The sequence below is a fragment of the Bartonella sp. AP57NXGY genome (assembly GCF_042195805.1).
Lineage (GTDB): Bacteria > Pseudomonadota > Alphaproteobacteria > Rhizobiales > Rhizobiaceae > Bartonella.
Genome location: NZ_JBHIOZ010000491.1, coordinates 1 through 751 on the forward strand (window position 1 = coordinate 1; position 751 = coordinate 751).

Genomic DNA, 751 nt, shown 5'->3' on the forward strand with positions numbered 1-751 from the left:
GTGCTTTTGCACGTGATATACGTCCGTTTGGTTCTCTTACCTGCCCTGCTATTTTAGGGCGTCCCCTTTTTTTATTTTTTTTCATAACACCGCCTTTTATTTAAAAAGGAACGCTATCATTCATAACGGTATGAGATGTATCAAGAGGTCTGTAAATGCTTCTGTCATAAGCAGATGACTGATCTTGATTATCATCATTTTTGCCATCTAAAAGCTTTAACTCGCCTTTGTACTGAGGCAATATGACTTCTGTTACATAGCGATCAACACCGTTTTTATCTTGCCATTTACGAGTTTGTAGTCGTCCCTCGATATAAACTTTGCTGCCTTTATTCAGATACTGGAGAGCTACTTTTGCCAAGTGTGGATTAAACACCACAATGGAATGCCATTCGGTTTTGTCTATTCTTTTATTGGTTGCCTTGTCTGTATAGCTCTCAGACGTTGCCATTCGAAAATTGACCACCTCGATGCCAGATGACATTGTTTTGCTTTCTGGATTGGCACCTAAATGACCAATTAAAATCACTTTATTAAGCATGTTTGTAAGTCCCATTAAATGATGTAAAGATCATAACATGTTTTATGTGTTTTTACAATGTTTTCAGTTGTCTAATAACAATTATTTAATGTTTTACATTATGTTATAAATCACTAAAGCGTGTAAAATCGGATTGAAAGGCAAGGGGAACGATTCCTGTCGGACCATGGCGTTGTTTTGCTATAATAACCTCGGCTTTACCCTTGGCTT

General features: G+C 37.2%; 2 protein-coding genes. Both read right to left on the reverse strand.

What is annotated here, in order from left to right; genetic code table 11:
* Positions 1–100 precede the first annotated feature (100 nt).
* Positions 101–541 (reverse strand): single-stranded DNA-binding protein, encoded by a 441-nt coding sequence (gene ssb / locus ACFIL8_RS11640; protein WP_375638633.1) that lies wholly within the window; start codon positions 539–541, stop codon positions 101–103.
* Positions 542–644: 103 nt separating this feature from the next.
* Positions 645–751: DnaB-like helicase C-terminal domain-containing protein (locus ACFIL8_RS11645; RefSeq protein ID WP_375637268.1), on the reverse strand; the 107-nt coding region annotated here is incomplete at its 5' end.